Below are 23,498 nucleotides of genomic sequence, written 5' to 3'. Positions count from 1 at the left end.
AGGCATGGTTCAACTTGTATTTGGTTTTTTATCAACGTTTTCTATTCTAATAACATGCACCGAGCATGAGATGCAGGGATCATACGCCCGTATAATCTTTTCAGCCTCCATCTTTAGAACCTCATCTTCCTCGTTTACTATCTCGGATAGGTAGCCCTTGAGATTTCTCTCAATACTCTCCGTATTCATTGCAGTTGGAGTTATTATGTTTACATACTCACATTTCCCTCTTTTTATTCTGTAATGATGAATCAGCAATCCACGAGGGGCTTCTATTGCACCCACACCCTCACCATCCATGCGTGGTATTTCCACCCTAGATGGTTCATATTCCCTCAAATCCTCTGCAATTTCTATGGCTTCAAGGGCATAATGCACATTCTCCAAAGCCTGGGCAGCGTTTATCCATGCCACCCTATTTGATGGGAATTTGTACCCGTATTTATCCGCAATTTCCCTTGATTCGTCTCTGAGATATGGATTCAGGTTCAATCTTGCAAGGGCACCCACCATGTAATCCCTTCCATCCAAAAGGGATCTCTTGGCAGTGGAGTAATCCACCACATATTCCTTAAGATGTTCGCCATACTCATGGGCATCGAATACATTTTCCATTGTTTTCAATTTTCCCTCGTAAAGAGGTATATTTTTCCCATTCCATAGTGTCAAGTATTCACTCTCCCCGTCATAGGAAGGATACTCCAGCGAGAGGAATAACTCTGCGGTCTCCATCAGATATGGATAAATTTCCTTCATCTTTCTCAAATATCTTTCAATTGTACCCCTATCTATTCTCTTTGGCATCCTTCCCGGAATAACTGTACATGGTTGTACAGCACGGCCTCCCAGTAAGGAGGTCATATAATTGCTTGCCTCTTTAAGTTCAAATGCTTTTTTAACAAGATCCAAATCCTTGCCAGCAAGCTCTATGACACTCTCAACACCTACATAATCGGGAAGCGCAAGGAAATACAGATGCAGAATGTGGCTCTGAATATGGGAGCTTATAAGCATGAGTTTTCTTATCTTTTTAACCTCTTCAGAAACTTCAATCCCCAAAGCATCTTCAACAGCACGGACACTTGCAATTTCATGAGCCACCGTGCATATTCCGCATATCCTACCAGATAACTCAGGCAGATAACGATAGGTTCTACCGATCATAAATGCTTCAAAATAACGGGAACCCTCATGGACACCGAATATAACACGTTTCAATTCATCATTCTCAATCTCAACAGTCAGATTTGCATGTCCTTCAATTTTCGTTATCTCTTCAATTTTTATTCTTCTTTCAGCCATCCAATTACCTCCTTCAATTTCTCATAGGAAAAAATGGAATAGGCCTCAATAATCTCGTCCTTTGAAAATCCCATATCCCTGAGAATTTTTATATGCCCCTTTATATTTGCATCCTCGTATGGACCACGACATCCCAAACAAACGGTACCATTAGAGGTACACAACGCGTTACACCCCGCCCTGGTTATTGGACCCATACATAAATATCCCTCCTCCAGAAGACACCCATTTTCCCTTAAAGAGCATTCCACGCACACACTGTATCTCTTGTTTCTGAATCTTTTACCCATGATCACAGATGTTAAAAGGGCCTTCAATTCATCTATAGAGAATGGACATCCATACAATGTGTAATCAACATCCACATAATACTCAAGAGGCTTTGGATCCACAGGCATCTTGGGTGGCATTCCATCGTAAACCATTATTGCATCTCTCTTCTCCATTGTATTCACAAGTGCAGGCACACCTCCTGTAGCGGCACAAACTCCTAAAGCTACGAGAATTTTACTATCTCTTCTTATCCTTAGCAGTTTACTTATCTCCTCACCGTTTGTAGGTGTGCCCTCTATAAATGCTATATCCACAGGCCATTCATTTATCTCCTTTGCAAGTCTGAAATTCCCTATCCCCATGTACTTAAGAATCTCCAGAATCTCATTTTCAAGATTCAAAAATTGCACAGAACAGCCCTCACAGCATGAAAGGGAGAATATTCCTATTTTCAATCTAACACCCCCTGAACCTCATGTGGTTTCTCAATGAATCTCAAAGCCTTATTCAGAGAGAACACAGGTCCATCACGACACACGTAGACACCTCCAACGGCACAGTGACCGCAGATACCTATGCCACATTTCATATTTCTCTCCAAGGATAAATACATCTCACTTGGTGGAAAACCCAGTTCAATAAGGACCATGGAGGTGTATTTCATCATTATGGGCGGGCCACACATGAACGTTACGGTGCCCGCCACATGTCTGATCTTATCACAGAGCGTTGTGACCACACCCACATGCCCTTTCCAGCCAGGTTCTGCCTCATCCACGGTCAAAAGAAGATCCATCCATTTTTTTAACTCCTCAAATTTATACTTGAAGAGCATGAGGGAGGGTCTTCTCGCTCCATATAGCAATGTGACATCCTTGAACTCATCACGATGTAAGCAAACATATTCCACCACGGGTTTCAAAGGTGCAAGTCCTATGCCTCCAGCTACGATAAGCAGGTTCTTACCCTTTGCCTTATTCACAGGCCATCCATTTCCAAAGGGTCCGCGGATACCAATATAGTTTCCAGGATGCATCCTATGAATTTTATTTGTCACATTTCCAACTGCCCTTATTGTGAGATCTATTTTTCCGTCCCTCCCACCAGATATTGATATAGGTGCCTCACCATAGCCGAATACACTTAATTCCACAAATTGTCCCGGGGTATAGGAGATACCTGCATTGACTGTAAATGTCTTGGTATTTGGAGTTTCGTTCTTAACATCCAGAATGGGTACAACCTTCGGGATATATGGATTGCTCATTCAACCAGCCTCCTCAGAATATCCCTAATATTTATCCCAGCATGACAGGCATCTGTGCATCTTCCACATCCTGTGCATGCATAAGTGCCATATCTCATCACAGGAAAAACAAATTTATCGTAAACCCTATATCGGACACGGGCATGCCTCTCCCTCCTGAAATTTTCCGCAGAGGTGCGGGCATATTCAAAAAGGTGACAGGAATCCCATACACGGATTCTCTCTCCCATACTTCCATCCAAATTCGTTATATCCCGCACATCAAAACAGTGGCAAGTGGGACATATAAAATTGCATCTTCCACATGCAACACATATATCCGCCAGCTCCTTCCATATATCATCATATGCCTTTTTCTTTATCTCTTGGGAGCATCTTTTTATCTCGCACAGATTTATCCTTGTTCTTCGCTCTATCTCCATTTCTACCCTCTCTATTTTTCTCCTTTTCTTCATTTCGTCCTTCGGAGTTGCCTCCTCAAAGAATTCAAGTTTTGCCAGTTTTCTACCCATTTCACTGCCAACATCCACATAATAATATGCACCGATATCTGTGAGCCATAGATCATAATCTCGGGGTATCATACCACCAAAGGCTGTGCAGAAACAGGATTCGCGGGGATAATCGCAAGTTATACCAATAATAATCGTACCTTCCCTTCTCCTAGAATAATAGGGATCAGAAAACTCACCCTTCATGTACATATCAAGGATGCGCAATGATGCAACATCACATCCCCTTGCACCGAATATTACCTTTTTCTCAAAACCATCAAGTACATCATAAATCTCGTATTTATCATTTCTCTTTTCCCATCGGAAAAATTTCTGCTCTGGCGGAAAAAATATTGGTTTCAACGATATATCTGTACGATTTGGAGAGAAGCATATCTGCAATATATCACTTATTTTTTCAAATTTACTCACACCATCTTCAACAGGCGCATATAGAGCATACTCCCTCATAAAAGAGCCCAGAAGATCGTTTATTTTATTTTTCGCAATTTTTATCAACATAATCGTCACCATTTTTACTAATTTAGTTAAGATTATCCCCTTTTTCTTAATAAAGTTTACCTATTCTTTCATTCACCTAAAAAAGCATGGAAAACAAAATCAAAAAGGGTTAAAATAAAGTCAAACAAAAATATTAAAAGTTGTGTGGTTCTATTTCCTTGGGCCACTCTCCTGTTTTTATGTATTCATCAATTGCCTTGGCTGCACGCTTACCATCACCCATGGCTAGAACCACTGTGGCTTCGCCACGCACGGCATCCCCTCCCGCAAAGACCCCTGGCATCGTGGTTCGGTAGTTTTCATCCACAACAAGTGTGCCCCACCTTGTGGTCTTCAGCTCTGGAACCTCCTGATAGAGTACCTTGTTTGGTTTCTGGCCAATGGCGAAAACCACTGCATCCACTTCTAAGCCAAACTCCGTTCCTGGTATGGGTTCAGGCCTTCTTCTACCAGAGGAATCCGGCTCTCCCAGGCGATTCATTATGAGTTTAACAACCTTCACGTTGCAATCCTCATCACCTATGAAGGCCACGGGACTTACAAGGAACATGAATTTCACACCCTCTTCCTCAGCGTGGTGGATCTCTTCTTCCCTGGCGGTCATGTATTCCCTGGTTCTCCTGTAAAGTATATAAACCTCCTCGTAGCCAACACGCAATGCGCTTCTAGCCGCATCCATAGCCACATTTCCGGCACCAATAACTGCAAGTTTCTTACCCTTGCGGATTGGTGTATCGTACTCGGGGAACTTGAAAGCCTTCATGAGATTTATTCTCGTGAGAAACTCATTGGCACTGTATATACCCTTACAGTTCACTCCTGGTATATTAAGGAATTTGGGAGTACCTGCACCGGTACCCAAGAACACGGCATCGTATTCCTTGGCAAGATCGTAAAGGCTCTTTGTCTTTCCTATCACAACGTTGGTCTCTATCTTTGCCCCCAGCATTTTCAGGTATTTTACCTCATAATGGACAATGTCCTTGGGCAATCTGAACTCAGGTATGCCATAAATTAGAACTCCACCCGGCTCGTGCAGCGCTTCAAAAACTGTCACATCATAGCCCATCTTTATAAGGTCAGAAGCGGCAGTCAATCCCGCTGGACCTGAACCAACTATGGCCACACGCTTTCCATTTTTTGGTGCTATCTCCGTCTCAGGCATTATTCCATGCTCTCTCGCATAATCTGCAACGAATCTCTCCAACTTGCCAATGTTTATTTTATCGCCCAATTTACCCATAACGCAGTTCATCTCACACTGCTCCTCCTGTGGACACACACGACCGGTTATACCTGGAAGAGAATTTGTTTTGTGTATGACCTCAAGAGCACCCTTGATGTCCTCTTCAAGAATCTTCTTTATGAATCCAGGAATGTTCACATTCACGGGACAGCCCTTTATACAGGGGGCAAAATTGTATGGACATTGAAGACAGCGGGAAGCCTCTTCCTTCGCAAGTTCGAATGTGTATCCAAGTGCAACCTCGTTGAAGTTATGGATCCTTGCCTTGGGATCCTGTTCAGGAACCTTTATTCTCTCCTTCTTTATCTGCTTCGCCATTTAATGCACCCCCTTCACGTATCTATCAAGTGCCTCCCTCTCCTCCCTCTTGTACTCGGTGAGACGCATCAAGAGTTCGTCAAAATCAACCTGATGTGCATCGAAATCCGGGCCATCCACACAGGCAAATTTGATCTCACCGCCCACTGTGACACGGCATGCACCGCACATCCCGGTTCCATCAACCATTATGGGGTTCAAACTCGCATCCGTCTTTATCCCGTATTCCTTCGTGATCTTGGCAATGAGTTTCATCATTATGACCGGCCCAACTGTGAAAACGTAATCTGCCCTGCCACCATTTTCAAGATATTCCTTAAGAACATCCGTGGTGAAGCCCTTGCGAACATAACTACCATCATCAGTGGTGATTAGCAGTTCATCACTTACCTTCTTGAACTCATCCTCAAGAATGACGTACTGCCTGTTCCTGAATCCTATTATGCTGACCACATGGTTTCCTGCCTCTTTCAGCGCACGGGTTACAGCATAGCCAATGGGTGCACCCACACCACCACTAACCACGACAGCGGTACCGTAATTCTCTATGTGAGTGGGTTTTCCAAGGGGTCCGACAATGTCCATTATCTTATCTCCGGGCTCGTATGAACCGAGTTCATATGTGGTCTTTCCAACCTCCTGAAATACGAGTTCAATCGTGCCATCCTCCTTATGCCATTTGAACAGGGTAAGGGGAATACGCTCCCCCCTCTCGTGCAATCTGAGCACTATGAACTGCCCGGCCCGGGCATTCTCAACAACCAGTGGAGCCTTCACGCGAATCCACTTTATATTTGGAGCCAGTACCTTCTTATCCACTATCTCAAACATAGGGCATCGTGGGAGAATTGCAATGGGGGATTTAATAATTTCCTAAATTGGACATAAATATGAAAAAATTTACTAAGAGTTCCCTACAACATATACCTAACCTCTATGTCTACCACCCCACTTCCAACTATGTGGTATTCTATGGTGCACAATCCAGCAAAATGATAAAAGTTCACATTATAAAAAGTTCCATTTTTCTCTGGAATTGTTATCCCTTCACGATGCTTAAGACCAATATCTATAATATCAACACCCGTTGGACTGATAAGTTTTACATATCCAGAGTCAATCTCCTCCGGAATGTAAGTTACAAGTATTCCAGCAAGACGCCATTTTCCGCTTATGTTCACCTTGATTTCCCCAGATCCCGTTACATTGTAACTCTTGTAGAGATTTCCTATGTTTTCCAAAGGGGGAGGTTTATTCGGTGATGAATTTCTGGGATAAAGGAGGTATCCAGCCAGGAGGACTGCAACCACTATGCCTATGACTATTACATGCTTTATTTTCATTCCCATTTATATCACCCTTATAATACCAAAAGAAGATATAAAGATTATGTTAGGGTATGACCTCCATGAATGACCACCCAGGTGTAAGACCAAGATACACTGCTATCTTTACCAAACCATACCCATTGATGGAAGTTTCCTTTCACATAAATATGAACACTCTGTGACTCAGAGTCCAAGTATGGATATTCAACAGATACCCCTGCTGTGTAGGTTCTGGCAGCAAAGTATGTTTTATGATTAAAGAGACTGGCAGAGTTCACATCACCCGCTGCAACAAGATCATGAGCTGTTAATTTAAGAGGCTTGAGAACATACCGATACACAGGTATGCTCCATGAAACATATGCATTCTCGTCAAGATGTGCCTCTACGCCAGGTACTAGGGCAGATTCGCTCCAGGAAAGTGCAAATCCATAGGTGATCGTGCCCTCATTATCTTCTTTTATTGGATTTGCGGGTATTTTTCCCTCTGAAAAATCAACTACCCTATCACCACTTTTTGGATTATTAAATTCTATAATGACAGTATGATGATCAGAATTTCCATCCTTCAAACCCCAACCATCATTTCCTGCAGGAGATTGCCGCACGGTGATTGTGTATATAATAGCCGCCTCATGCTGATTTGGATAACTGTAATTTAGTGGTCCTTCTGTGGGTAACAGGTATGCGTGAATATATATGGCAAGATTGTTGCCATACTTATCAGATAGAAATACCACCTTATAACCTATCTCCTTTGCATCCCCATGGGCCTGGGGGGTAAGAGAGTAAGTGGATTTTACATCATAACCAGCCATTGCACTGCCATGTACCCCGGGAGCCATATAAAGGAAAAGCATGGAAAATACTGCCATAATAAGAAAAACATCCCTTATATCCTCTATATGCCTTGTCATAGATGGAGAATACATCACACACATAAATATACTTTACCATTTTAGAAATTTCAATCCACAACAACCACCCATATAGGATAAAAGGGAAAAGAGGTAATATTATAAAAATACCTACCCCATCTGAACTGCCTGCTCTCTGAGCTCTCCACGCTCAAACCTGTAGGGATCGTAGAACCAGAAGGGTTTGCTCGTAGTTCCCTTCACCACAAGCTCGGCCATACCCTCAGCCACCGATGGAGCAAGCATAAATCCATGGCCCGAAAATCCTGCTGCAAGATAGTACCCATCAACCCCTTTTATCCTGCCAATCACTGCATTGTGATCTGGAGTTTCCGCATAGTACCCGCCCCACTGCCTTATTATTGATATGTGTTTCAGCGCTGGAATTATGCGGGTGAAATTCTTAGACACTTCTCTCAAAAACTCATAGGTGGGTGTCAAGTCCCACATTGGACCATACTTTAGGGCTATTCCTCCAATTATTCCACCGTTGGCCTTCTGCGTGAGATATGCACCACCATACTTGAACGATACCACCATGGGCTTTATCTCTCCTTGTTTGAAAGGTTCACTAACTATGCCCTGATGCTTGTAGGGTTCAATGGGTATTCTTACTCCTAATTTCTCATTGAGAATCTTTGCCCATGCATTGGTGGCATTTATCACCACATTGGTCTTGACTTCTCCCCTGCTCGTTTTAACACCCTCTATCTGAGAATCCTTAACGAGTATGTCCTTAACCTCAGTGTACTCGTGAATTTCAACTCCCCTTTTCCTAAGGGCTCTGGCAAGTCCGTAAACTGCCAAGAATGGGTTTGCCTTACCATCAGTGGGGTTCCATGAAGCGGCTATAACCTCACTTATATCAAGACCAGGCACGATTTCCCTTGCCTCCTCCGGTGTGATTATTTTGGAAGGTACTCCAAATGAATTTTGAAGTTGGACATTCTTTTTAAATCTCCTAACCTCATCCTCATCGTAGAGCAGGAACAGGTACCCAGTCTGGGCCATCTTGAATTTTGGGAACTCCATCTCTTCTCCCAGAGAAACCCATTTTTCCACACTTCTCTTCATCATCTGGATGTTCACCTCATCCCCGAACTGCTGTCTTATTCCCGTACCACAACGGAATGTTGATCCCGAGCCAATGTAATTTTTCTCAAATATGACAATGTCCGTTACACCCAATTTCGTAAGTTCGAAGGCCGTGTATAGACCAATGATTCCCCCGCCCACTATGACAATTTCAGCCTTACTCTTCATCATCATCACCCACCAGTACTCCCATGGCCACGGGCCTTACAGGTATGCGCGTTGCAGGTATACCTATCTCATCATAGCTCTTACCAGTTTTTCTGGCAATTATTGCAGCCACCAGGGGCAAACATGTGCGTCCCTGACATGGACCCATCCCTATGTGGGTTATTCTCTTTATAAGCTCTATGTCTGTGATGCCCTGGTCTATCAGGTCCTCTATATCCTTTTGAGTAACATCGTTGCATCTGCAAATTATGATCTTGCTTTTATCACTCATTCCACCACCACCTTTATGGCCCGAACCTCCCAGGCAAGTTCCCTGGGCATCTCAACGGTTACAACAGATGTATCCCCAACACTCTTCTCCCGCGGAATAACAAGAACAACCTTACCCTTGCCTACTTCCTCACCCCTGCGGTTTAGAAGTATGACCTCATCACCTCTTTTTGGCATGGGGAGCATCTCGTGAGGCATGGTAACGCGGGCCCTGTCGCCCCTGTACTGGATCATGAAGAATGCGAGTCCCGGGCATATCTGAACACAGAGAGAACATCCTATGCACTTATCGTAATTCACTACGGGAACATCGTTGGGATTGTCCATCCTTATGGCATTCACCGGGCATATTTCCTTGCAGGGCGTGCATGGTATTCTCTGAGGACATTCTGGCACCGCCACGGGACGCTTTCCCTCAAGTCTCTCTTCGCTTGGCAACTCAACATAATTCTTCAACTCTTCAAGGGTTAAATAACCCCTTTCAAGATACTCTTCACTCATTTATCATCACCTTCTTCAATCCCTCAAGAATATGCTTTCCAAACGGACCGCTGCGGAATTCTTCAAGATCCGCATGGGCTTTCTCTATCTCCTCGTAAATTTTTGGAGATGCTTTACCTACAAGGAGCGCCGCAGATAGACCTGCAATCTTGCCCTCAAGCATTGCCGTTGTGGCCTCTTCTATGCCAGAGGAATCTCCCGCAACAAATATGCCACGAACAGTGGTCTCCATGCGCTCATCGTGGCGTACAACATAGCCTCCAAGTTCCCTTGCGTATGTTATCTGAGCTCCAGCCTGATGCAGAAGTTCAATGCTGGGTCTCAATCCAACAGAAAGGGCAATGACATCCACATCGTAAACCTTCTCTGTACCCGGTATGGGCTGCCAGTGGTCATCTATCTGCGCTATGACAGCACGCTCAACCTTCTCGTTGCCCTCAGCACGAAGAATCGTATGACGGGTGTAAATCGGTATTCCCAATCTGCGAACCTTAGCCGCATGAACAAAATACGCACCAACCCGGGGCATGGCCTCCACTATGGCAACCACATCCACGCCCGCCTGCTTCAACTGGTAGGCAAGAATCACACCCACATTACCAGCACCCACAATGAGCACCTTTTTGCCCGGTTCGATGCCATAGGTGTTCATCAGGGTTTGAATTGCACCCGCACCGTAAACACCGGGCAAATCGTTGTTCTCAAATGGAATCATCTTCTCCATGGCACCGGTGGCAACGATAACTGCCCTGCCGGAAAACTCCATGAGTTTCTTGTTATCCTTTATGGCTGCAACTAATCTGCGATTACCATCCTGAAATATGCCTATTGCGGAGGTCTCAAGATGTATATCCACACCCTTCTCTCTCGCTTCCCTTTCAAGAATCTCCGCAATCTTCACACCGCGCACTCCAGCAAACTGGGCACGTTTTCCAAAGAATTTGTGGGTCTGCTTCACCAGCTGCCCACCAAGAACCGGATTCTCATCCAGCAGGGATACCTTTGCCCCATTTTCAGCAGCCTTTATGGCTGCCATCAGTCCGGCGGGGCCACCTCCAATTATCACAATATCTGCCTCATGCTTCTCTGCATCCTTCCACATGGGTGGCTTGTAGTCCCTGGGCAAAGGCTGTCTCCCACGCTGCCTTTCCACGCGCATTCCGTCCCTGACAAGGGTAATGCAGGTGCGCACATTGGGTATCCCATCAACCACCATAAGGCATGAAGAGCATTTTCCGATGGCACAGAATAGTCCCCTGGGTCTGAGTTTTTCGGTGCTGTAGTTCAGAACCCTTATACCCGCAGCATGCAGGGCCTCAGCAATGGGCTCGCCCTCATAGGCTTCTATTGGCTGTCCCTCAAAATAAATTGTGACCTTTTTGCCTCTTCTTCTGCTAAAATCTAAAACTGGATGCTCTTCGAGTCTCATTTGATCACCTATGAAATGGGGATAGTTTCCATTTATTTAGTTTTTTGTTCTCCTAAAAATAGGAGGTGAGAAGATTTAAATAATAGCAAGATAATACTCCTTGGGGATTAAAATGATGACGGAGGCAACTGAACTTATAGGTCTGGAAATCTACACGGATAAGGGTTATCTTCTCGGCACGATAAAGGATGTCCTGCTGGATGTGAACGACCAGATCATATACGGGCTATATGTGGAAAAGAGCAACCCACTTCTTGTTGAGGATGGTGTACCCGTTGTGGTGCCCTACCGCTGGGTAAAGGCAGTGGGTGATGTTATTCTTCTGAAGAAGTTTCCATCATACATAAATGTGACATGATCACCTGTGGGCAAAATAGCCCACAATTTCTCCATTTTCTTCGTAAATTTTGGTGAATCCAAATCTTTCAAACTGCACAACCTCTCCCACCGCATTTTTAGCATCCTTTTCCACGTAACCCTTCATAACAGTGCCATTTGGCATATACACCCTGCAAGGTGGTGAATCCGCAGGGACCCAGTGTATGATCCTTGCGCCTTTCTTTACAATGCTCAGATCATTGCCCACATATGCCAAGAAATTTCCCTCCTTTCTAACATTGCATAGATCCTTAAGTCGGAAACTCTCCCCATCCTCAATCCTGTCCCAATCAATCTTTGTGATGAAAATTTTGATTGGGGAGGTCAAATGATAATGACGAAATCCAAAATCCTTGCTAGGATGCAATGGTGCCTTTCCCCGCAGAGCCTCAACCCCCTTGATCTCAACCTTCAGAGGAGCCCAAACAAAGAAGTACCTCTTGGCCAGAGGATCAACTATCTCACGATTGTAAGCGTAGAGCGTGTCCCAGGAAAACTCAATATCCACCTCCTTGAGGCCAACCTGGATCCAGTACCTGCGTATTGCCTCAGGCCGAATTCCGCGCTTTGCCAGGGCCCTCAGGGTTCCGAGGCGTGGATCGTCCCAGCCCGAAAACTCCCCTTTTTTTATCCCCTCCTTTATCAGGGAGGTTTTGAGGATGGTATCCTTCATTGTTACCCATCCGTAATGAATGTACACGGGTTTCTTCCATCCGAAATAATCATAGAGATATGCCTGGCGATATGTGTTGTTCAGGTGGTCCTTACCCCGTAGCACATGGGTGAGCGCAAGTTCATGGTCATCAACTGCCACGGAGAAGTTCATGAGCGGATACACGATGTATTTATTTCCTATTCTGGGATGCTCCACATCCTTCACTATTCTGAACGCGGCCCAATCCCTTATGGCAGGATTGGGATGCTGCAAATCGGTCTTAACAACATAAACCGCTTCACCCTCGTCGTACTCGCCGCCAAGCATCATCTCCCATCTCTCAAGTTGCTCCTCCACGCTCAGCTCCCTATCAGGTGTGGGTTTTCCCTCCACTTTCAGTTTTCTCCATTCATCCGCAGGCACGGTGGTAATGTACGCTTTACCCATTTCAAGCAGTTTTCTCGCGTAATCGTAATACATCTCAAACCTGTCACTCTGGATGACAATTTCATGAATATTCACCCCAAGCCATTCCAGATCCTCGGGGATCATATCGTACGCTTCCGGCAATATGTTGTGGGGATTTGTGTCCTCAATTCTCAAGAATAGTGTGCCTCCATATCTCTTCACATACTCATCGTTCAGTATCGCCATCCTTGATTGCCCGAGATGCATCGGACCAGAGGGGCTTGGTGCCAGGCGCATCCTCACAGGACCATTCACATATGGTAGATCCTCAAGTTCCTTCTTCTCCTCCTTCTTTTTCCTCTCCAGCAGTTCAGGAGCGATCTCCTCCAGTTTCCTGTGCTGCTCCTCAATATCTAATGAATTTACCTCTGCCACTATTCTCTGAACCTCTGGAATTAGTTCCTTTGCCCTCTTTCGCAGTTCTGAATTCTCAGCCATTATCTTTCCCATCACGGCCTTGTAATTTGCCCTGCCATCGTGAAGTATGGCATTCTGCAGGGCGTATTTGAGTATGAGTTCGCGCAAATCCATAAAAGAGGATATGGGAGAAGGGTATAAAGGTTTGCGAAACACTCAGTTATTATTCTCTGAAGTAAGATTTTTATTTTCAAATCCCATAACTTTTTTCAATGTGGGTATATGAGGCAAAACTTCCGAATAACTCTGATGTAGGGGGTTATGCGAATAAAAACTTCGTTATCAACATCACCCCTTCAAAATCCCCAGCATCCTATCAACTAATGCATCCAGCCCCTCCCCCGTACTGGCAGATATCTTCAAGTTCTCGGTTTCCCTCTCGTAAATATCCCTTTTGTTCTCCACCACGATTACGGGTACGGAAAAACTCATGCGCACCTCATTCAGGAGATTTTCCTGCTCCTCAAGTTTGTACCCGCAGGTCTCAGAAGGGTCAAGAACGAAAACGATGATATCAGCGAGATGCTCCAGGGCCAGGATGGCCTGCCTCTCTATTTTATTCCTCCTTTCCAAGGGCCTGTCCAAAACGCCGGGAGTATCAATTATCTGTATCCTTCTGCCACTCAAATCCATATGACCCACCACAATTCCCTTGGTTGTGAACGGATACGCCGCTATCTCCGGCTTTGCGGTGCTGAGTTTCTCCACAAGCATGGATTTTCCCACATTGGGATAGCCGGCGATGACCACCGTGGGCATCTCTGGGTTTACATCAGGCAGTTTCTTCATTATCTCCCTTACCTCAGAGAGATACCTCAATTTTGGGGCAATTTGCTTTATTATGGAGGTGGCTCTCCCATAAAAATCCTTGCGGAACTTTATGGCATCTTCCACCTTGCCAACACCCTTTATCTTACGGGCGTACTTATCCGCGAAGGAGTTTATCCTATCAATGGCCCAAACGAGAGATGCCAGAGATTTCTTGTACTGGTTCTTGTCCACGAGAAGATCCAGAAGGGTGCGATAAAATGGATGCATCTTGTTTATGTACGGAAATGCCTCCACATATCTGCCAAGCGTGCTTACTGCAACATCCCTGGCCGTATAAATCTTGGCAATGCTCAGATTCTTGTGAAACCTGAGCCTGTTGCGGATTAAGGGAACTTCTACCTTCTTTGCACGCCGAAACATCTTGTCAATTATCTCCTCCGCTGTGAGGACTGTGGGTATGTCCCGATACACAATATGGCATAGGGTTCAAGTATAAATAGCATATGGAAAAATTAAATATTTGAGAGGTTATACAGCCCTATGCGAATATTCATAGGAGTTGCCTGGCCCTACGCCAACGGTCCCGTTCATCTTGGCCATATTGTCGGAGCGTATCTACCTGCGGACATATTTGCGAGGTACCAGAGAATGCAGGGTAACGAAGTCCTCATGGTCTCCGGAAGCGACCAGCATGGCACGCCCATAACCCTAACTGCGGAGAAGGAGGGTGTGAGCCCTCAGGAGGTGGCCGACAGGTATCACAAAATAAATTCAGAGGTTATGGAGAGGATGGGCATATCCTTTGATCTCTTCTTCCGCACATCGGATCCTGCTCACAGGGATGTGGTGAAGAGATTCTTCCTTAGACTGTACGAAAATGGATATCTGTACAGGGGTAAGATGCTCCTTCCCTACTGCCCCTCATGCCACAGATTCCTACCTGACAGGTATGTGGTAGGCACATGCCCCTACTGCGGTTACGAGAACGCCAGGGGCGATCAGTGTGATAACTGCGGTCGAACCCTGGATCCAAAGGATCTGATAAATCCAAGATGTGCAATATGCGGGACCACCCCAGAATTTCGCGAAACTGAGCATGTATTTTTCTCACTTTCCAAACTGGAAAAAAGGCTTCTCGGCTGGCTTGCCGATAAAACCTACTGGAGAAGCAATGTTCTTAATTTCACCAGAAATTTCATAAAGGGAGGGCTCAAGGACAGAGCCATAACTAGGGACATAGAATGGGGCGTTGAGGTTCCACTTAAGGGATTTGAGAACAAGCGCATTTATGTGTGGTTTGATGCTGTGATAGGGTATCTATCCGCAAGCGTTGAGTGGGCCAAGCGCACGGGCAAGAGCTGGCGTGCCTTCTGGATGGATAGGGACGTACGACACTATTACTTCCTCGGCAAGGACAACATTCCGTTTCACACAATAATATGGCCCGCGATGCTCATGGCCCATGGAGAGCTGAACCTGCCATATAACGTGGTGGCCAACGAATACCTGCGCTTCTCAGGAGAGAAGTTCTCAAAGAGCCGTGGTATCGGTGTATGGATGCCGGAACTGCTTGATGCATTCCATCCAGATATCATAAGATTCTACGGCATAATAAATATGCCTGAGAATCGTGACTCAGACTTCACCTGGGACGATTTTGTGCAGAAGGTGAATGAGGAGTTAATTGATAAATTTGCAAACTTCGTGCATCGTGCCTTGATTTTCGCATATCGCAATTTTGGAGAGGTACCACCCAGGGGCGAGGTGGATGAAGTTGATAGGGAGGCCATAAAGACCATAATGCAGACCCTGAAAAATATGCAAAAATACCTTGAGAACGTGGAACTCAAGAAGGCGTTCAAGGAGTGGATGAACCTCGCCAGATTTGGAAATGTGTACTTTGATCGCAAGGCACCATGGGCCCTATGCAAGGAAAACAAGGAGAGGTGCGCCACTGCCATAAACATCTCGTTGCAGATCGTACAGGCTCTGGCAATTCTTGGAGCACCCTTCTTGCCGTTCACCGCAGAGAAAATCTGGCACTATTTGGGCAATGAGGACTCCATATTTGAGCATAAATACGTTGAGGCCATAAAAAATATGCAGGAGGGAAGAAAGTTGAACAAGCCAGAGGTGCTATTTGAGAAGATAAAGAGAGATGAGGAAAGATACGAGAAGTGGGAGCAGATTGACCTGCGCGTTGCTCTTGTGGAAAGCGTGGAGGACCATCCAAATGCGGATAAATTGTACGTACTTCGTATAGACCTGGGCGATGAGAAGAGAACGCTGATAGCAGGGTTGAAGAGATTTTACAAAAAGGAGGAACTTCTGGGAAAGAAACTCATCGTTGTGTGCAATCTTGAGCCTGCAAACTTCAGAGGAGTAAGGAGCGAGGGTATGCTTCTCGCGGGAGAGGATGATAACACCGTGGGCTTTCTGACACCCCTGGGAGATGTGGAGCCTGGAGCGAGGGTGCAGGCAAACGGTGTTCATTCGAATCCCAAGGGCATTTTGAAGTTCAAGAAGTTTCAGAAGATGAAGATGGAGGTAGCGGACATCATAAAGAGGGATGGAAAAGTCGTGGCTGTGGGCAAGGGCGAGTATCCCATAGATTACAGACCGGCGGAGAGCTGGGCAGGAAAGCAAGGCGTTGTGTTCCACGACAAGAAACCGCTGATCCTGCATGTGGGTGATGTACCCATAGGCCCGGTGAGGTATGTTAAGCCCGGAGGAAAAATAAGATGAGGATAGACATGCATATTCACACCATATACTCCCCCGATGGAAAGGTGCCCATAAAGGATGTTCTAAAAATAGCAAAAAAGATTGGGCTGGGAGGCATAGCCATAACGGATCATAACGAGATAAGGGGCGCAATCGAAGCAAAAAAAATTGGAATCCTGCCTGTTGTTCGCGGAATTGAAATTTCAACCACAGAAGGTCACGTTCTCGCCTACGGGCTGGATTGCAAGATTCCAAGGGATATGGGCATTGAGGAAACGATAGATAGGATACACGATTGCGGGGGAATAGCTGTGGCAGCGCACCCATACCGTTTCTGGTCCGGAATCGGGGATGAGAATGCGAGGAATTTCGAATTTGATGCCATTGAAATATTCAATGGACGATGCAAAAGGAAGTCAAATGAAAGAGCAAAAAATCTGGTGGAGTGTTTGAAAAAGCCATACACCGCTGGAAGTGATGCCCACTTTCCAGATGAGATAGGAAAGGCAGGGATAATCGTGGATGCCGCAGACGAGGAGGATGTGATAGAGGCCATACTGAAGAAGAGGGTGAAAATCTTTGGAAGATCAAGAAGTGCATGGGAGACCGTTAGGTACGTGAAGAAGGCGGTTGGCGAGTGGATGGGCAGGGGATTCAAAAGAATTTAGATCAAGTTATCAAATTCCCTCACTATTCCCTTCAAATTCTCATAAACATCCTCGCTGGCAAGTATAACAAGTACGCCCTTCTTACCTGCCGGTACTACGATAAACTTTTTTCCATCCTCAAAATGGGCTACCACCCTCTTAACCAAACCCACTCCCACAGAGGCTGTTTCTGCAGCCCCGAGAATTATAGCGCTCATTGCGGAGAAGGTATCTGATTCCTCAAAATTATCACCATCAATAAACATACCTGTTCTACTTATAAGCGCCACCTTCTCAACGCCCCCCATACTTCTGATTTCATCAAGAAGCTCCTTTCTCGTACGTACCATTAGGATGCCATATACTCTTAGATATAAATATTTTTCTGAGAAATTTACGCCCAGAGAGTATCAAATTTAATATACATAATGGAATTTAAGGTACCAAAATGAAAAATACCGGAGCGTTGGTGTACATATCCATCATTCTCCTCTCATTACCTGCCTACCTCATTATGCTTGGCAATTTGAAGTCTATACCTATTCTCACGGTAAATTTCATCATAGGGATATACCTGCTCGTTAAGGGAAGTGACTATTTTGTGGATGGGGCTGCAAGCATAGCAGCACACAAAAATGTGAGCGAGCACACAATCGGACTGACCCTAGTGGCTCTGGCAACCTCCCTACCAGAATTCGCAGTTTCAACAATCGCATCCTATACCGGACATCCCATAACATCCTGGGGAAACGCCGTGGGAAGCAATATAGCCAACATAGGCCTAGTGCTAGGTCTGGCTGCAATAATGATGCCCCTGTCCCTTTCAAAGCACATAAAGAAGGATGCCGGTGTTCTTGTACTTGTTACAGGCATTCTCGCCTTCCTCGTACTCCTATTTCATGCCCTTCTCTGGTGGATGGGAATTCTATTTATCGCAATTTACGCACTCTACATCTGGGAAATAAAAGGACGCAATGAAGAGATTGGGGAGGTCAAAATTGAGCATTCATGGCTGTGGTCGTGGATCTACGTGCTCTCCGGTGCTGCTGGAATAGTATGGGGTGCGGAGGTGGTCATAAAATCCGCTGTGAACATAGCCGTGGTAATGCACATACCTGAAATAATAATAGCAATCACCGCAATTGCAATAGGCACATCTCTTCCAGAAATGGCAACAAGCATAGCAGCATCCTTAAAGAAAAAGTACGGAATAGCAGTGGGAAACGTTATTGGAAGCAATATATTCAATACCCTGATAGTTCTGGGAGGATCTTCCCTTTTAAACCCAATAAGGGTGCCCAACTCAGATATCATAAACAATCTCATTTTCCTTGTAATATTCACGATCGCCGCAGCGCTCATGTGCATGAAGAAAAAAATAAGAAGATTAGAGGGGGCAATTCTCATCATTCTCTATGCAGTATTCTTCTCTTTTCTCATACTCTATCCCTGATTCACATAGGATAGAAACTTGCTTAGAGGCATACCCTCGTCCCATCTGAGCACAAAATTGCCCCCACGAGTTAGCGGTATAGTGGGCACCGTTTCGGACAGTAACCTCATCCTGCCGGTTAGTCCATTCACAGGGAGAGAGAACACACGCCATGGATCTCCTCTGAAACCTTTGAGTCGGTATGCATATATACCAAGTATCCTGGCTCTTTCGCATTCCTTGAGAAATATTTCCGCCTGTTCCTGGGCCCTCGCACTTGAGTGGGTGAACACTATCTTTCGGGAGGATGCGGATTTTACCTCTATTGGAAAGGAATAATCATCCCTTATGGCTATGAGATCCACCCCAAGAGAGCCGGCAGCACGAATTACCATGAATGGTCTTTCAATTGAACTTCTATACCATCTGAACTCATCCTCACTCAGAGATCTACTGAATTTAAATATGTACTTACTATCGCCTGAGAGTATACCCTTCAACTCGCGCTCGTATATGGAGCCTTTTTTACCCAAAGAATCACCCATACCCAATCTGCAAAAAGAATAAAAAGATTTTTTACCATAACTTTATATACCTGTTTAGCGATGATTGACCATGGATGATCACAGAGACCTCCAGTACGTTTTGAAAAATTTCTATCGTGTTCCCGTGGAGCATATTATGACCAAGGACCTATGGAACATGCCAATGCTTCCAAAGGATGCATCCATTGAGGAGGTACTCTCCATCATGTCCGCCAGAAGACATGTCTGGATTATGGAAAAAAAGGGAAGCACCAAGGTTGTGGGGGTAATAACTGAAAAAGACCTGCTTAACATAATGGCACCAAAGAGGATACAGCCATACGTGATAGGAGGCATAGACCTTTCCTCCCTTCTTCTAGGAAACGTTAAAAGTGCGGAAGATCTGATGTGCAAGAAACTCATAGTGGCACATCCAAAGGATAAGATTGAAGACGTACTTGATAAGATGCGCTCTTATCGGCTCAGAAGATTGCCAGTGATTGACGAACATGGAAACCTCATTGGAGAGATCACCATAAAGAGCTTAATAATCCAGTTCAGAAAGGTGCTAAAGTGGTACAGAATAACCAAGGATTGATTTATTCCTCATTATTTTCCAGCATTGAATAGTTCCGCTTTGCCTGTGTTCCATTTGGATTTACCTCCATTGCCCTCTCCAGGTAGCGTCTCGCCTCGTCTATTTTCCCTTTGCGCATGAGGCACCTGCCAAGATTGTTGAGGGCAAGGTAGCAGTCGGGGTTCCTCTTGAGTACTGATTTATAAACTTCCATGGCTTTATTTATATCTCCCTTCCTGTAATAAAGATTTCCAAGATTAGTTCTATACTCATCACTTTCCCTGATTCTCAGCGCCTCTCTTAAGTATTTTTCGCTTTCATCAAATCTCTTCATATGCATAAGTGCAACGCCCATACCGTTGAACACCGATGAATATATCTGACCCCTCTTGTGAAGAGTTTTGAACACAGAATATGCCCTCTCCCAGTTACCCCTCCTCAACTCATCATATCCCCTTTCAATCTCCTTACTCACCCAATCCTGCTTCTTCAGGGCATAGAGGGACGCAAATAGGAATATGGAGAACAGGATCGTGGAAATCACTATTATTGCCATGTCGTAAATACCGTAGGCACCGTTGCTCTTTATCCTTAAAACCTCATGGTATGGCGGAAGCAGAAAAAAAGCAAGGGATAGGGCTATGTAACCTAGGTACGATTCTATGGCAATTCCCCTTCTGAGGGATATCATGAGCCCTACGAGAATCAATGCTGCAGATATGACAATTACCACAATATCAAGTGAGGAAAATGAGAGATTTAGCATGGCCTCAATTGGGGGAAGGAGAGCCAATATTGAAAATCCCAGGAACACGAGAAAAATGCCCAAACGATTTCCAACACCCTCCGCTCTGCTGAAAATCAGAAGTAGAATCGCTGCAAGTATCAAAATTCCCCCGGCAAACCAGTTGAAAAATACAACCACCGCGCCTATAACAATCACCGCAACTGCGGGCCAGAAGTATATACTTCTACCTCCAGCAAAGAAGGAGTAAAAGAAGGTCATGCCCAGGGATATGAAACCCAGTATGAGAATGGTCTGAGATGAAAATAGGAATAAAGCCGTATCGGGAGGAACATTCGACAGGTATATTGCCCACCCTATCACCACCGTGAGGGTATCAAGGATCAACAAAGCAAGTAAATTTCGATCCATACGAAAATGGATTGCAGAATCATTATTTAAATTTTCGCCAGCACGCAAAAATTTAAGGATACAAGATGCATTCACATCCGGTGAGAACATGAGCAGATGGGAATCTGAAAAAATCCTGATTCTTGGGCACAGGGGATTCAGACAGAAGTATCCAGAGAACACCGTACTTTCCTTTTTGGAGGCCGTGATGCATGGGGCAGATGGAATTGAACTTGATGTCTGGCTCACAAAGGATGAAAAACTGGTTGTGGCGCATGATGAGGATTTCAAAAGAGTTGCAGATGTTGCAAAAAAAATCAAAGATAGCACCCTTGCCGATCTGAAAAAAATAGATCTGGGAATGGGGCAGAACGTGCCAACCCTGGGTGAGATATTCGATTCAATGCCTGAAAAAACGCTTATAAACGTTGAGATAAAGGATATTGACACCGTTGAAAAAGTCATAGCCCTTATAGAAAAATACGGAATTGAGGATAGAGTTATGGTTTCTTCCTTCAACATTGATGCATTGAGGAAGGCTCGGGAGATTAATAAAAATATAATCCTGGGGTTGCTCATTGAGGACGAAAAAACAATACCAAGGGTCCCCGAACTTGCAAGGGAACTGAACCTTTACTCGGTAAACATACCCATCGATGCACTTGAGATATTTACTATGGAGCAATTTAAGCAGGCAATCCTGCAATTCAAAGCACTCGGACTTCACATTGTTATCTGGGCAGACAGGGACGCACTTTTCTACAAGGACAATAACATTCTGAAAATAGCCCCCCTCGTGGATATAGTGATAACAGACGATGTGGAGAGAATGAGATCCCTGCTTTCATAGTTCAAAAAATTTTAATCCTTTCAATGTTTAAAGGAACCCATGATCATAGAATGTAAATCCATAGCCAAGGAGATTAGAGAGAGAGCAAAGGAGGAGGCAGGAGGTAAGAAACTCTGGCTCCATAACATAGTTGTTGGAAATGATGATGCCTCGCTTGTGTATGCGAGATCTAATCTGAAACTTCTCCGCAAACTTGGATTTGACGGAAAGATTCACCATTTGCAGGATGCCTCCGAGAGAGATGTCCTGTCCTTAATTGAGGATCTGAACGGCGAGAGAGATGTACACGGGATAATGGTGAATTTTCCCCTTCCAAAGGAGATTAGCGAGATGAATGTCAGAAGCGCCATTTCACCGGTTAAGGATGTGGATGGAATAAGCCCGGTGAACTACGGGAAACTCCTACTGGGAGAAGAGGTGCTTGTGCCCAACACCCCACGGGCAGTTATCAGAATTCTCGAAAAAATCACAGAACTCCGAGGCAAGGATGTTCTCATAATAAACAGAACTCCAGTGGTGGGCAAGCCTCTTGCTCTCATGCTCCTCAACAGGGATGCAACACCCACCATTGCCCATTCAAAAACGAAGAATCTAAAGGAGAAGGCAAGAAACGCGGATATCGTGGTGGTTGCTGTGGGAAGGCCGGGATTCCTGAAGGAGGATATGGTGAAAGAGGATGCCATAGTAATTGATGTAGGCATAAACGTTGTGAATGGAAAAATCGTTGGAGATGCGGATTTTGACGCCCTGAAAGATAAAGCCCATATAACTCCTGTCCCTGGAGGTGTGGGCACGGTCACCAACGCCTGCCTGGTGGAAAATCTGGTTAAAGCAGCGAAACTGCAGGGAGCAATATGAAACTCATCCTTGAGTTCTGGGGAGATAGGGATGATCTTCCCATGGCCGAGTTCAGGGGGATAATGGAAGGTGAGGGGAAGGATTACAGAATACTTAATGTGGATTACCCAGTTGGAATAGTGGACGCGGAGGATTTTTCCCCCATGCATCGTGCCGGACTATTGAGAAGGGTCTCAAAACACATTTACTCCGGCAAGGAGATTCCAAATCTGAAAATGCAATTGGAGAATTACGCCATAAGAGTCAGGGGTGGGGGAAGTGAAGAGATCATTCCCGTCCTTGCCAGGGGAATAAAGGGAAGGGTAAATCTTAAAAATCCGAAAAATTTGGTTGTGGTTTACAGGGGAGAAAAATTGCACGTTGGGTTGGAAATAATACACCTTGAGAGCGAAAATTTTGAGTCAAGGAGAAGTAAAAACCTTCCTATATCCTATCCCATCACCATGCATCCACGCCTGGCAAGGTTTATGGTGAACCTAGCGAGGGTGAAAAAGGGGGATAAAATTCTCGATCCCTTCTGCGGAACTGGAAGCATTCTCATAGAAGCTGGACTGGTGGGCATGAAAATTTATGGCTCGGATATAGAGTTGAGGATGATAGAGGCTGCGAGAACCAATCTAGGGAAATTTGGATTGCATGCAGAACTGGAGATTAAGGATGTTGGAAATATAAATGGACATTACGATGCCATCGTTACCGATCCACCCTATGGTAGATCATCATCCACAGGAGGCGAAGAGATATACGAACTTTACAGCAGGGCCTTTGAGTCCTTTTCCAGGGTGACTAATAAGGTTGTTATCGCCCTTCCAGATGAAAGAGCCATAAAAATCGGGCAGAGATTTTTTGATTTAAAAGAATTATATCCTTACCGGGTTCATAGGTCTCTCACCAGATATTTCGCATATTTCCATGCCTGAGAAATTCCTTTA

The 23,498-nt window shown here is 45.0% G+C and carries 25 protein-coding genes; 8 read left to right on the top strand and 17 right to left on the bottom strand.

Features of this window, described 5'->3' with window-relative positions; all coding sequences use genetic code 11:
• Positions 1-9: 9 nt before the first annotated feature.
• From ACIM339_RS04695 to ACIM339_RS04640, 12 genes are all read right to left on the bottom strand, one after another.
• Complete coding sequence (locus tag ACIM339_RS04695; RefSeq protein ID WP_015283468.1) at positions 10-1,302, bottom strand: Ni/Fe hydrogenase subunit alpha; 1,293 nt, start codon at positions 1,300-1,302, stop codon at positions 10-12.
• A complete protein-coding gene (locus ACIM339_RS04690; protein WP_048103794.1) occupies positions 1,284-2,030 on the bottom strand; it encodes an NADH:ubiquinone oxidoreductase in 747 nt (248 codons plus the stop codon). Before ACIM339_RS04690 ends, ACIM339_RS04695 begins: the two co-directional genes overlap by 19 nt.
• Positions 2,027-2,842 (bottom strand): FAD/NAD(P)-binding protein, encoded by an 816-nt coding sequence (locus ACIM339_RS04685; RefSeq protein WP_015283466.1) that lies wholly within the window; start codon positions 2,840-2,842, stop codon positions 2,027-2,029. Before ACIM339_RS04685 ends, ACIM339_RS04690 begins: the two co-directional genes overlap by 4 nt.
• Positions 2,839-3,858 carry a 4Fe-4S dicluster domain-containing protein gene (locus tag ACIM339_RS04680; RefSeq protein ID WP_048103792.1) on the bottom strand — a complete coding sequence of 340 codons (1,020 nt, stop codon included), beginning with the start codon at positions 3,856-3,858 and terminating at the stop codon, positions 2,839-2,841. Before ACIM339_RS04680 ends, ACIM339_RS04685 begins: the two co-directional genes overlap by 4 nt.
• 133 nt (positions 3,859-3,991) lie before the next feature.
• Positions 3,992-5,422, bottom strand: coding sequence for an NADPH-dependent glutamate synthase (gene gltA, locus ACIM339_RS04675; protein WP_015283464.1), 1,431 nt, complete (start codon positions 5,420-5,422; stop codon positions 3,992-3,994).
• The gene (locus ACIM339_RS04670) at positions 5,423-6,253 is read right to left on the bottom strand and encodes a sulfide/dihydroorotate dehydrogenase-like FAD/NAD-binding protein (protein ID WP_015283463.1); all 831 of its coding nucleotides are present in this window, start codon (positions 6,251-6,253) and stop codon (positions 5,423-5,425) included.
• 83 nt (positions 6,254-6,336) lie between these two features.
• On the bottom strand, positions 6,337-6,771 hold the full coding sequence (locus ACIM339_RS04665) for a hypothetical protein (RefSeq protein WP_015283462.1): 435 nt from the start codon (positions 6,769-6,771) through the stop codon (positions 6,337-6,339).
• Between the two features lie 38 nt (positions 6,772-6,809).
• Complete coding sequence (locus tag ACIM339_RS04660) at positions 6,810-7,667, bottom strand: hypothetical protein (RefSeq protein ID WP_015283461.1); 858 nt, start codon at positions 7,665-7,667, stop codon at positions 6,810-6,812.
• 111 nt (positions 7,668-7,778) lie between these two features.
• Entirely contained in the window at positions 7,779-8,933 is a 1,155-nt protein-coding gene (locus ACIM339_RS04655) for an FAD-binding oxidoreductase (protein WP_015283460.1), read from the bottom strand.
• Complete coding sequence (locus tag ACIM339_RS04650) at positions 8,920-9,201, bottom strand: (2Fe-2S)-binding protein (protein WP_015283459.1); 282 nt, start codon at positions 9,199-9,201, stop codon at positions 8,920-8,922. Before ACIM339_RS04650 ends, ACIM339_RS04655 begins: the two co-directional genes overlap by 14 nt.
• Entirely contained in the window at positions 9,198-9,701 is a 504-nt protein-coding gene (locus ACIM339_RS04645) for a 4Fe-4S dicluster domain-containing protein (protein ID WP_015283458.1), read from the bottom strand. Before ACIM339_RS04645 ends, ACIM339_RS04650 begins: the two co-directional genes overlap by 4 nt.
• The gene (locus tag ACIM339_RS04640; protein ID WP_015283457.1) at positions 9,694-11,130 is read right to left on the bottom strand and encodes an FAD-dependent oxidoreductase; all 1,437 of its coding nucleotides are present in this window, start codon (positions 11,128-11,130) and stop codon (positions 9,694-9,696) included. Before ACIM339_RS04640 ends, ACIM339_RS04645 begins: the two co-directional genes overlap by 8 nt.
• 112 nt (positions 11,131-11,242) lie before the next feature.
• Here ACIM339_RS04640 and ACIM339_RS04635 point away from each other — a divergent pair, with 112 nt between their 5' ends.
• Complete coding sequence (locus tag ACIM339_RS04635; RefSeq protein ID WP_015283456.1) at positions 11,243-11,488, top strand: PRC-barrel domain-containing protein; 246 nt, start codon at positions 11,243-11,245, stop codon at positions 11,486-11,488.
• On the opposite strand, the gene ACIM339_RS04630 is transcribed toward ACIM339_RS04635, so the two are convergent.
• Together ACIM339_RS04630 and ACIM339_RS04625 are read right to left on the bottom strand one after the other, a co-directional pair.
• Positions 11,489-13,162 (bottom strand): glutamate--tRNA ligase, encoded by a 1,674-nt coding sequence (locus tag ACIM339_RS04630; RefSeq protein WP_015283455.1) that lies wholly within the window; start codon positions 13,160-13,162, stop codon positions 11,489-11,491.
• Positions 13,163-13,336: 174 nt separating this feature from the next.
• Positions 13,337-14,290: a GTPase gene (locus tag ACIM339_RS04625; RefSeq protein ID WP_015283454.1), complete on the bottom strand. Its 954-nt coding sequence runs from the start codon at positions 14,288-14,290 to the stop codon at positions 13,337-13,339.
• Between the two features lie 69 nt (positions 14,291-14,359).
• Here ACIM339_RS04625 and metG point away from each other — a divergent pair, with 69 nt between their 5' ends.
• On the top strand, positions 14,360-16,564 hold the full coding sequence (gene metG, locus ACIM339_RS04620; protein ID WP_015283453.1) for a methionine--tRNA ligase: 2,205 nt from the start codon (positions 14,360-14,362) through the stop codon (positions 16,562-16,564).
• A complete protein-coding gene (locus tag ACIM339_RS04615) occupies positions 16,561-17,211 on the top strand; it encodes a PHP domain-containing protein (protein ID WP_015283452.1) in 651 nt (216 codons plus the stop codon). The genes metG and ACIM339_RS04615 overlap by 4 nt, the downstream gene beginning before the upstream one ends.
• On the opposite strand, the gene ACIM339_RS04610 is transcribed toward ACIM339_RS04615, so the two are convergent.
• Positions 17,208-17,540 carry a roadblock/LC7 domain-containing protein gene (locus tag ACIM339_RS04610; protein ID WP_015283451.1) on the bottom strand — a complete coding sequence of 111 codons (333 nt, stop codon included), beginning with the start codon at positions 17,538-17,540 and terminating at the stop codon, positions 17,208-17,210. The genes ACIM339_RS04615 and ACIM339_RS04610 overlap by 4 nt on opposite strands.
• Before the next feature lie 98 nt (positions 17,541-17,638).
• Here ACIM339_RS04610 and ACIM339_RS04605 point away from each other — a divergent pair, with 98 nt between their 5' ends.
• Complete coding sequence (locus ACIM339_RS04605; protein ID WP_015283450.1) at positions 17,639-18,643, top strand: calcium/sodium antiporter; 1,005 nt, start codon at positions 17,639-17,641, stop codon at positions 18,641-18,643.
• On the opposite strand, the gene ACIM339_RS04600 is transcribed toward ACIM339_RS04605, so the two are convergent.
• Positions 18,634-19,155 (bottom strand): Holliday junction resolvase, encoded by a 522-nt coding sequence (locus ACIM339_RS04600; RefSeq protein WP_048104053.1) that lies wholly within the window; start codon positions 19,153-19,155, stop codon positions 18,634-18,636. The two genes, ACIM339_RS04605 and ACIM339_RS04600, sit on opposite strands and share 10 nt — an antisense overlap.
• 82 nt (positions 19,156-19,237) lie before the next feature.
• Between ACIM339_RS04600 and ACIM339_RS04595 the strand changes: the two genes are divergently transcribed.
• Entirely contained in the window at positions 19,238-19,744 is a 507-nt protein-coding gene (locus ACIM339_RS04595) for a CBS domain-containing protein (RefSeq protein WP_015283448.1), read from the top strand.
• Between the two features lies 1 nt (position 19,745).
• Here the strand turns inward: ACIM339_RS04595 and ACIM339_RS04590 are convergent, their stop codons facing one another.
• Positions 19,746-20,879 carry a M48 family metallopeptidase gene (locus ACIM339_RS04590; protein ID WP_015283447.1) on the bottom strand — a complete coding sequence of 378 codons (1,134 nt, stop codon included), beginning with the start codon at positions 20,877-20,879 and terminating at the stop codon, positions 19,746-19,748.
• Between the two features lie 88 nt (positions 20,880-20,967).
• On the opposite strand from ACIM339_RS04590, the gene ACIM339_RS04585 reads away from it, so the two are divergent.
• The 3 genes from ACIM339_RS04585 to ACIM339_RS04575 are packed head-to-tail and all read left to right on the top strand — an operon-like array spanning position 20,968 to position 23,486.
• Positions 20,968-21,708, top strand: coding sequence for a glycerophosphodiester phosphodiesterase family protein (locus ACIM339_RS04585; RefSeq protein WP_015283446.1), 741 nt, complete (start codon positions 20,968-20,970; stop codon positions 21,706-21,708).
• 39 nt (positions 21,709-21,747) lie between these two features.
• On the top strand, positions 21,748-22,566 hold the full coding sequence (locus ACIM339_RS04580; RefSeq protein ID WP_015283445.1) for a bifunctional 5,10-methylenetetrahydrofolate dehydrogenase/5,10-methenyltetrahydrofolate cyclohydrolase: 819 nt from the start codon (positions 21,748-21,750) through the stop codon (positions 22,564-22,566).
• Entirely contained in the window at positions 22,563-23,486 is a 924-nt protein-coding gene (locus ACIM339_RS04575) for a DNA methyltransferase (protein WP_015283444.1), read from the top strand. Before ACIM339_RS04580 ends, ACIM339_RS04575 begins: the two co-directional genes overlap by 4 nt.
• The last annotated feature ends 12 nt before the right edge of the window (positions 23,487-23,498 follow it).

This window comes from Aciduliprofundum sp. MAR08-339, assembly GCF_000327505.1.
Classification (GTDB): domain Archaea; phylum Thermoplasmatota; class Thermoplasmata; order Thermoplasmatales; family Aciduliprofundaceae; genus Aciduliprofundum.
Note: the sequence above shows the minus strand (reverse complement) of the source record. Positions and strands in the feature narration are given on the sequence as shown.

Excerpts from the sequence above, each read along its gene's own strand:
- ACIM339_RS04695 (WP_015283468.1), bottom strand. The coding sequence starts at position 1,302 with ATGGCTGAAAGAAGAATAAAAATTGAAGAGATAACGAAAATTGAAGGA.
- ACIM339_RS04685 (WP_015283466.1), bottom strand. The coding sequence starts at position 2,842 with ATGAGCAATCCATATATCCCGAAGGTTGTACCCATTCTGGATGTTAAG.
- ACIM339_RS04680 (WP_048103792.1), bottom strand. The coding sequence starts at position 3,858 with ATGTTGATAAAAATTGCGAAAAATAAAATAAACGATCTTCTGGGCTCT.
- gltA (WP_015283464.1), bottom strand. The coding sequence starts at position 5,422 with ATGGCGAAGCAGATAAAGAAGGAGAGAATAAAGGTTCCTGAACAGGAT.
- ACIM339_RS04670 (WP_015283463.1), bottom strand. The coding sequence starts at position 6,253 with ATGTTTGAGATAGTGGATAAGAAGGTACTGGCTCCAAATATAAAGTGG.
- ACIM339_RS04665 (WP_015283462.1), bottom strand. The coding sequence starts at position 6,771 with ATGGGAATGAAAATAAAGCATGTAATAGTCATAGGCATAGTGGTTGCA.
- ACIM339_RS04660 (WP_015283461.1), bottom strand. The coding sequence starts at position 7,667 with ATGACAAGGCATATAGAGGATATAAGGGATGTTTTTCTTATTATGGCA.
- ACIM339_RS04655 (WP_015283460.1), bottom strand. The coding sequence starts at position 8,933 with ATGATGAAGAGTAAGGCTGAAATTGTCATAGTGGGCGGGGGAATCATT.
- ACIM339_RS04650 (WP_015283459.1), bottom strand. The coding sequence starts at position 9,201 with ATGAGTGATAAAAGCAAGATCATAATTTGCAGATGCAACGATGTTACT.
- ACIM339_RS04645 (WP_015283458.1), bottom strand. The coding sequence starts at position 9,701 with ATGAGTGAAGAGTATCTTGAAAGGGGTTATTTAACCCTTGAAGAGTTG.
- ACIM339_RS04640 (WP_015283457.1), bottom strand. The coding sequence starts at position 11,130 with ATGAGACTCGAAGAGCATCCAGTTTTAGATTTTAGCAGAAGAAGAGGC.
- ACIM339_RS04635 (WP_015283456.1), top strand. The coding sequence starts at position 11,243 with ATGATGACGGAGGCAACTGAACTTATAGGTCTGGAAATCTACACGGAT.
- ACIM339_RS04630 (WP_015283455.1), bottom strand. The coding sequence starts at position 13,162 with ATGGATTTGCGCGAACTCATACTCAAATACGCCCTGCAGAATGCCATA.
- metG (WP_015283453.1), top strand. The coding sequence starts at position 14,360 with ATGCGAATATTCATAGGAGTTGCCTGGCCCTACGCCAACGGTCCCGTT.
- ACIM339_RS04615 (WP_015283452.1), top strand. The coding sequence starts at position 16,561 with ATGAGGATAGACATGCATATTCACACCATATACTCCCCCGATGGAAAG.
- ACIM339_RS04610 (WP_015283451.1), bottom strand. The coding sequence starts at position 17,540 with ATGGTACGTACGAGAAAGGAGCTTCTTGATGAAATCAGAAGTATGGGG.
- ACIM339_RS04605 (WP_015283450.1), top strand. The coding sequence starts at position 17,639 with ATGAAAAATACCGGAGCGTTGGTGTACATATCCATCATTCTCCTCTCA.
- ACIM339_RS04595 (WP_015283448.1), top strand. The coding sequence starts at position 19,238 with ATGGATGATCACAGAGACCTCCAGTACGTTTTGAAAAATTTCTATCGT.
- ACIM339_RS04590 (WP_015283447.1), bottom strand. The coding sequence starts at position 20,879 with ATGGATCGAAATTTACTTGCTTTGTTGATCCTTGATACCCTCACGGTG.
- ACIM339_RS04585 (WP_015283446.1), top strand. The coding sequence starts at position 20,968 with ATGAGCAGATGGGAATCTGAAAAAATCCTGATTCTTGGGCACAGGGGA.
- ACIM339_RS04580 (WP_015283445.1), top strand. The coding sequence starts at position 21,748 with ATGATCATAGAATGTAAATCCATAGCCAAGGAGATTAGAGAGAGAGCA.
- ACIM339_RS04575 (WP_015283444.1), top strand. The coding sequence starts at position 22,563 with ATGAAACTCATCCTTGAGTTCTGGGGAGATAGGGATGATCTTCCCATG.